The organism is Paenibacillus sp. sgz302190, from assembly GCF_059820445.1.
The window spans coordinates 104,662-111,314 of the sequence record NZ_JBZYAO010000023.1 but is presented as its reverse complement, the minus strand read 5'-3'; the positions used below and the strand labels follow the sequence as shown (position 1 = coordinate 111,314).

Sequence of the window (6,653 nt, the reverse complement as noted above, 5' to 3'; positions counted from 1 at the left end):
TCGTTCCAAGACTCGTTATTGGTGATGTGGCTAACACCTTTCCAAGCAGGGTTCCCACCTGCTACCTCACTCGACCTATGCTTGGTCGCTCCACTTTCGCAGGCTTTTAAGTTTGCCAAGCCGCTTCACGTACACATATGGCTGCACTCTAAAATCAAGCCCCCTCCGGCAGCCCTGAAAGTGTGTCGCGACTTTCTCGACACTCTGGCTTTTGCAGGTTCTTGCTCCAAGTCGCGCTTGCCACGATAAATTCCTGCAATTGTGCAGCAATGTGGTCGGCCGACCGCCGACATGCAGCGCAGCACCGCACGCTGGGTGCTGCACGCGGTGTTGCGCTGGGGCTCCGCAGGAAATTCCCGCACGATCCGCGCAGGTTTTCCTCCCGGCCTGGCCTGCCAAGCCGCCTCATGACTACTCCCCGTGCAAGCAGCTATCCGGGAAGAGGTCAGCGTCGGGAAGAGCGGGCTGCGCCAGTCTTGATCTTCGGACGACCCGCTCCGGCGAAAAAAAACGACTATCCTCCCGGAATGGGGGTAGTCGTTTTGGGGTTATGGCGATGCAGTCCCCGCAGGTTTGCCGGCGTAGGCATCGGCCAATTTTTGCACGTCTGCTGCGGTCAGCGCGTAGGACCACTCGCCGCCTTGTTTGGCCAGCCAAACTTGGTCCTGGCTCAGCTTTCCTTCATAGACTTCCGTGGTATCCTTGCCATCGGCAGTCAGGCCGAGTTCCACTTTAAGCTCGCCGCCTGCCGTCGGCTGGGACGCCGCAGGCTGCGGAAGCTGCGCCGTATGCAGGAAGGTCAGCTGATTGAGCAGCGGACTGGCGTCCGCCCCTTTCAGCTCCTTGTCTCCCAGCTTCCAGTTCGCCTCCGTAGTAACCTTGTCCTTGTCGGTCTTCGTCAGCGTCCACGTCTGGCCTTTCCACGTCAGCTTGACGCTCTGCACCTTGTCGTTGTCGAACAGAATCGGACTCGTCTCGGCGAAATCCAGAGGAGCCTTGTTGAGCTGCGACAGCGACTGGTCGCTAACCTGATAAACAGCCGGTGAATTCTCCGTTTTCACGTAAGAATACCCTTGGATCGGAAGCGCCGCCCCGACTTGCAACCCTTTTTTGGAGCCGTCCTTCATCGTCACTTCATACACTTGAGACGGTTGATCCAGCCCGTACTTGGACAAATCCGCGGCGTTGTCTTCGACTGCTTTTTCCTGGCTGACCAGCCCGAACGCATCAAGCCAACTGTTCACCAGGTTCGTGTTCAGCGGCGCTGCGGACGGTTTCGACATAGCCCAGCCGCTGTCTTTGCGGCTCAATTCGATCTGCTGCTGCGCTGTATGCAAACTTAAGGATTGCACCTGCTCTTGCTGAATCGAAACGAGGGCTTTCGGTTCTTCTTTCTTCTCTCGAAAGAAGTCTTTGCTCGAAGCGTACCAAAACGCTCCGATGCAAACGACGACTAACAGAATCGTAGGAATAAACCTTTTCATCCCCGTCTCCTCCTCCACCAAATGAGACCCCCGATGACCAGGAACAGAATCGGCAGGAACACCACCGTCGTCAGGAAAATCGTATTCGCCTGGCTGGCCGTAATGACGGCTTGCTGAATGGCTGCCCCTTCACGCGGGCGGATCGTAACCTGCTCTTTTTGCTCTTGGAGCCAGCCGATGCTGTTCAAAGCAAAGTCTTTGTTGCCCTGATTTTGAATATCCTGGTCAAGCAGGAACGTGGAACCGCCCAGAATGACCGCCTTCGGCTTATTATCCTTGCTCGCGATCGCGTAACCGAGGTTCAGAGGGCCTTTCACGTCATTCGCATCCTGCTTCGTCTTGGACTGGGTCAGCAGATTAATGTCCGTTTCCCCGTAAGCTTTGTCCGTCGTTTTGAGCAGCAGCGATCTCGTCCAGTTCGTATTGCTTTCATCCGAGTTCAGCGCAATCGCGAGCGACATGATCGTCACCAGATTGTAGCTGGACAATTTGTTCGTAATATCGTGGGAACCGTACTCTGGAATAATGGTAAGCGGATCGAACAAAGAAGTTTGCTTCGTTTCAATCGCCACCGCATGCTGATCCTGAACGCCGAACGTATTCATGATGGAATCGATATTTTTCCATTTCGTCGCCATGTCCTTGTTAAAGCCCAGGGCAATATAAATTTTGCCTTTATCTTTCAAATAGGCGTTAATCAGCTCGGTTTCCTTATCGTTCAAATCCGTTTGAGGCCCGAGCAGCAGCAGCATTTGCGCGTCATCGGGAATTTTGCCCTCGCGGTAGAGGTTAAGGTCCTTCACATCGTAATTTTCACCCTGCAAGCTGCTGCTGAGCACGCTCATGGCGGTAAGAGGGTATTCCTGGTGGCCGGACAGCACGTAGACGGTATGCTTTTCCGTGGAGGTCAGGCTGTTGATGGCCTGCGTAAATTTTTCCTCCCCGCTGAACGTATACGAGCCATCCTGCTGACCGTTGAACATTTCGTAAAAGTTGATATTTTTCTTCTTGTCACCGATCTCGAACACAAGCGTTCCGCTCTGATCGACGCCGTACTGCTTCGCCATGGAAGGCTGCTTCAGCATGTCGTATTGGTCGAAAGTGATTTTGCTCGTCTGTTTTTTGTACTCTTCCGCCAAATCCGTAACCTGCTTCGTGAGAAAATCATCCGCACTTTGCTGGCCGGAATTCGTGAAGGCGATGATGTGTATGTCCTGCTTCAAATTTTTCAGCGTGTTCACAGTCTGGTCGGAGAGCGTGAAGCTTTTATTTTTCGTCAAGTCAATCTGGAAGCCTTTGAGCGAATGAAGAAAAATCGTCAGAATGATGAAAATGCCGATAACGGCGATTGACAAAATAGTCGCATTGGTACCCCGTATCCACTTGTTCACCCTTCTCACCTCCAGCGCTTTCTTTCGAGTACTTGTATGCTAAGCACGATAAACACCGCTGCCAGCGTGATGTAGAACAGAATGTCTCCGCCGTGCAAAACGCCCTTTTGCAAATTCGCCATATGGCTGGTCAGCGAAAATTGACCGACCCACTCCTTCAGCTTGCCGCCAAAGCTGTCGCCCAGCCAATCCAGCAGCCACAGCAGCAGCAAAATGACGAATCCGGCGATGCCGCCCACCATCTGATTGTTCGTCAGACTGGACGCAAACAAGCCGACGGCCATCATCGCGCAGCCAAGCAAAAACATGCTGAGATACGACAGCCATAAAATCGGTTTGTCGAGAGTCCCGAATGCCGACATGATGAGCGGATAAATCAGGCTGATGGCAACCAGACCTAATTGTACGACCAATGCCGACAAATATTTGCCGAAAACAATTTCCCCGATCCCGGCCGGCGAAGTCAATAACAGCTCATCCGTCCCTTGACGGAACTCATCGGCTACGAGCCGCATCGTCAAAAGCGGGATGATGAACAGGTAGATAAAAGTAGTGTTGCCGACCACGTAACGGGCATCGACAATCGGCGGCTGTCCGGCGACAAAATTGACGTAGAAGAAAAAGCTCGACAGCACCACATAAAATGCGAACGCCACGTACGCAACGGGCGAATAAAAATACATTTGCAGCTCCTTGGAGCAAATCGCCCATACTCTACGCATCGGCGGCCACCTCCTCTTCGCCATCGTGAGCCGAATCCTGCGCTGCCGGCTCGTCGGTCGTCAGCTTGAGGAAGATGTCCTCCAGGCTCAAGCTTTCCCGCTTCATTTCCAAAATCGGGTAGCCCGCCTCGGCCAGACGGAAGAACAGCGCTTCCCGAATATCGGACCGGTCTGCGGACGTCACGAGCAGCTTCACGGATTCGGAAGCCTCCATGCCGGATACGGCGGACTCGTCCGACACGTCTTCCGCGCCGCCGAGCTCCTTCACGCCGGCCACGGCTTCCAGGCCGCTCAGCTCGGCAATGATCCGCTCGCGCGGGCCCTTGACCTCGAGCGATACCTCGAACGTCTCGCCCATCGTGCGGCCGAGATTTTCCGGACGCTCGTCGAGCACGACGCGTCCCGCGTTAATGATCAGCACGCGGTTGCACAGCGTGTTGATTTCAGGCAAAATGTGCGTGCTCAGCAGCACCGTATGATTCTCGCCCAGCTCGCGGATGAGCTGGCGGATCTCGATGATCTGCTTCGGATCGAGCCCTGACGTGGGCTCGTCCAGAATAAGCAGATCCGGCTTGTGCAGAATCGCCTGCGCGAGCCCCAGGCGCTGTTTGTAGCCCTTGGACAAGCCGCGGATGACCTGCTTCTCGCGTCCTTGCAATCCGAGCTTCTCTATAGCTTCGCCCACGCGCAGCTTTTGCTCCCGGACAGGCACATCGCGAAGGTTCGCGATAAATTTCAAGTAAGACTGCACCGTCATCTCCGGATACAGCGGCGGGGTCTCCGGCAAATAGCCGATCTTCCGGCGGGCCTTTTTCGGGTGATCCGCCATCGAAAACCCGTCCACAAGTATTTGCCCGCGCGTCGGGTTGACATATCCTGTAATCATTCGCATTGTTGTAGTTTTACCGGCGCCGTTCGGCCCGAGAAAGCCGACGATTTCACCGCGCTGCATCGAAAAATCGATGTTATGCACGCCGCGCTGGTTCTCATAGAGCTTGCTGACCTGTTTGACCTCAAGCATGAATGACCCTCCATTTCATACACTCGTTCATAGAAACCCTCATCACTATACCTTTGCAACAATAAGCCAACCTTAAGCCAATCTGAAAATTAGATTAAAAAATTGTGACTAAAATGTGAACAAAGTTAGGAATTTGAGGGATATACTCCCATCATGCCCAATCCATGGCATCTTGAAAAGTGACCGGACATATTTCCGCCTAAATGTATGGAGGATGTCCGATCGCAATATTGGCTTGAATGCAGCAGGTCCATGCAAACGAAAAAAAGAGCTGCCCCAGCAGCTCTCATTGTTAAAGTGGCAGCCCGCAAAATCTGCGATTGTCAGACCGCCCGAGAAAGTCGCGGCACTATCTTGAGAATAATGCGCGTTATGGGTGCAGCCCGGCGGCATGGGTGGGCTTTGTTAAGGCTGCCGGAAGTGGCGCTAATTGGGGGCGCAGCCATTCGCAACGTGGCTTAGCAAGCTGAAAAACCTGCGAAAGTGCAGGCTTTTTCAGCGAAAGTAGCTCGTTTTGACGAAAAGCCTGCAATTGTGCAGGAATTTCCGGTTAAAACGGGTCTAAGGCCGGGTGAGCGATGAAAAGCCTGCACTTTCGCAGGAATTTTTCGTTGCCGGCGTATTCACGAGCAAAAAACTGCACTTTTGCAGGTTTTCTCCAAGTTTCGCAAGTCTTCTTCAAGTTGCCGAGCAGATATGTGCTGTCTCCTAACGTAAATGGAAGCTCCCCTCATAAAATGAATCTAAGGGCAAATCCATTGGACTTTCTCTACAGCCTGGATTGGGTAGGAATTTACCGTGAAAGTGGCTAGTTTTGGTGAAAAGTCTGAGATTGGGCAGGAAGTTTCCGTAAAAGTAGCTCGTTTCAACGAAAAACCTGCGAAAGTGCAGGCTTTTTCCGTGAAAGTAGCTCGTTTTGACGAAAAGCCTGCAATTGTGCAGGAATTTCCGGTTAAAACGGGTCTAAGGCCGGGTGAGCGATGAAAAGCCTGCACTTTCGCAGGAATTTTTCGTTGCCGGCGTATTCACGAGCAAAAAACTGCACTTTTGCAGGTTTTCTCCAAGTTTCGCAAGTCTTGTCCAAGTTGCCGAGCAGATATGTGCTGTCTCCTAACGTGCGGGTTTGCAGTAGTCTGACTTTTGCGGGTTTTCTACGCTTTTGCAGGTTTCCTGCCTCCTGCCTCTGCGTGCCGGCCGACGGGTATACCGATCAGGTCTTTCGACAGTCCCCGGGCGTCTTACGTATCCCGTTCGTCGTCCGAATCGTCGAATAAATGGCGCAGCATCGCATGCCTGTTTTCCAGAAAACGCCGGGTAATCTGGTAATGATCGGTATCCTCATAAACGATTTGCGAAATCGGATCGCCGTCGAAATTTATAATTTGAGCGCCCGGGTATCCCATTAATATGGGCGAATGGGTCGCGATAATAAATTGCGAATCCCCGGACAGATCCTTGATTACTCTGAGCAAAGACAACTGCCTTGCCGGCGATAGCGCCGCCTCGGGCTCGTCTAACAAATAGATCCCTTTGCCTCTAAACCGGTTGTTGAACAAACTGAGAAACGATTCTCCGTGAGACTGGCTGTGGAGGGAGCGGCCTCCGTACGATTCGTACCTCCCGATTTGATCGATGTGGGTAGCAAACTCGTAAAACGACTCCGCCCTCAGGAAAAATCCGTTTGTTACTTTGGGGAACCAGGACAACCTCACGTAATTGCCCAATGCCGCCTCGGAGGATTCCACATGATAGGCGTTGTTCCGTCCCCCGCCGGCAGTATTGAATCCGCATTGATACGCGATTGCCTCAAGCAATGTCGATTTGCCGGAGCCGTTTTCGCCCACAAAAAATGTGACATTGCTTGAAAACTCAATGGATTCCAATCTTTTTATCAATGGCAAAGAGAACGGATACTCCTGGAAATGAACCATTTTTTCCTTTAGAATGGTCAAGCTTTTTAAAGACATTGCATTCTCCTCCATGCGGTCGACCGCACGCCGGGAGATGCATGCGGTGCGAAACGCCAAACCATGCC

6 protein-coding genes are annotated in these 6,653 nt (G+C 52.7%); 1 reads left to right on the top strand and 5 read right to left on the bottom strand.

Annotated elements, in window-relative coordinates; all coding sequences use genetic code 11:
• Positions 1-548: 548 nt before the first annotated feature.
• From AC6RNO_RS23490 to AC6RNO_RS23475, 4 genes are read right to left on the bottom strand one after another with little or no spacing between them, the layout of a single operon-like run.
• A complete protein-coding gene (locus tag AC6RNO_RS23490; protein WP_497106952.1) occupies positions 549-1,484 on the bottom strand; it encodes a DUF4340 domain-containing protein in 936 nt (311 codons plus the stop codon).
• On the bottom strand, positions 1,481-2,875 hold the full coding sequence (locus tag AC6RNO_RS23485; RefSeq protein ID WP_474684270.1) for a GldG family protein: 1,395 nt from the start codon (positions 2,873-2,875) through the stop codon (positions 1,481-1,483). Before AC6RNO_RS23485 ends, AC6RNO_RS23490 begins: the two co-directional genes overlap by 4 nt.
• A 5-nt stretch (positions 2,876-2,880) precedes the next feature.
• The gene (locus AC6RNO_RS23480; protein ID WP_474684271.1) at positions 2,881-3,597 is read right to left on the bottom strand and encodes an ABC transporter permease subunit; all 717 of its coding nucleotides are present in this window, start codon (positions 3,595-3,597) and stop codon (positions 2,881-2,883) included.
• Positions 3,590-4,618 carry an ABC transporter ATP-binding protein gene (locus AC6RNO_RS23475; RefSeq protein WP_474684272.1) on the bottom strand — a complete coding sequence of 343 codons (1,029 nt, stop codon included), beginning with the start codon at positions 4,616-4,618 and terminating at the stop codon, positions 3,590-3,592. The genes AC6RNO_RS23480 and AC6RNO_RS23475 overlap by 8 nt, the downstream gene beginning before the upstream one ends.
• 798 nt (positions 4,619-5,416) lie before the next feature.
• Here AC6RNO_RS23475 and AC6RNO_RS23470 point away from each other — a divergent pair.
• Positions 5,417-5,602, top strand: coding sequence for a hypothetical protein (locus tag AC6RNO_RS23470; RefSeq protein ID WP_497106951.1), 186 nt, complete (start codon positions 5,417-5,419; stop codon positions 5,600-5,602).
• 254 nt (positions 5,603-5,856) lie between these two features.
• On the opposite strand, the gene AC6RNO_RS23465 is transcribed toward AC6RNO_RS23470, so the two are convergent.
• Positions 5,857-6,585, bottom strand: a complete 729-nt coding sequence (locus AC6RNO_RS23465; protein WP_497106950.1) for an AAA family ATPase — start codon at positions 6,583-6,585, stop codon at positions 5,857-5,859.
• Between the last annotated feature and the right edge of the window lie 68 nt (positions 6,586-6,653).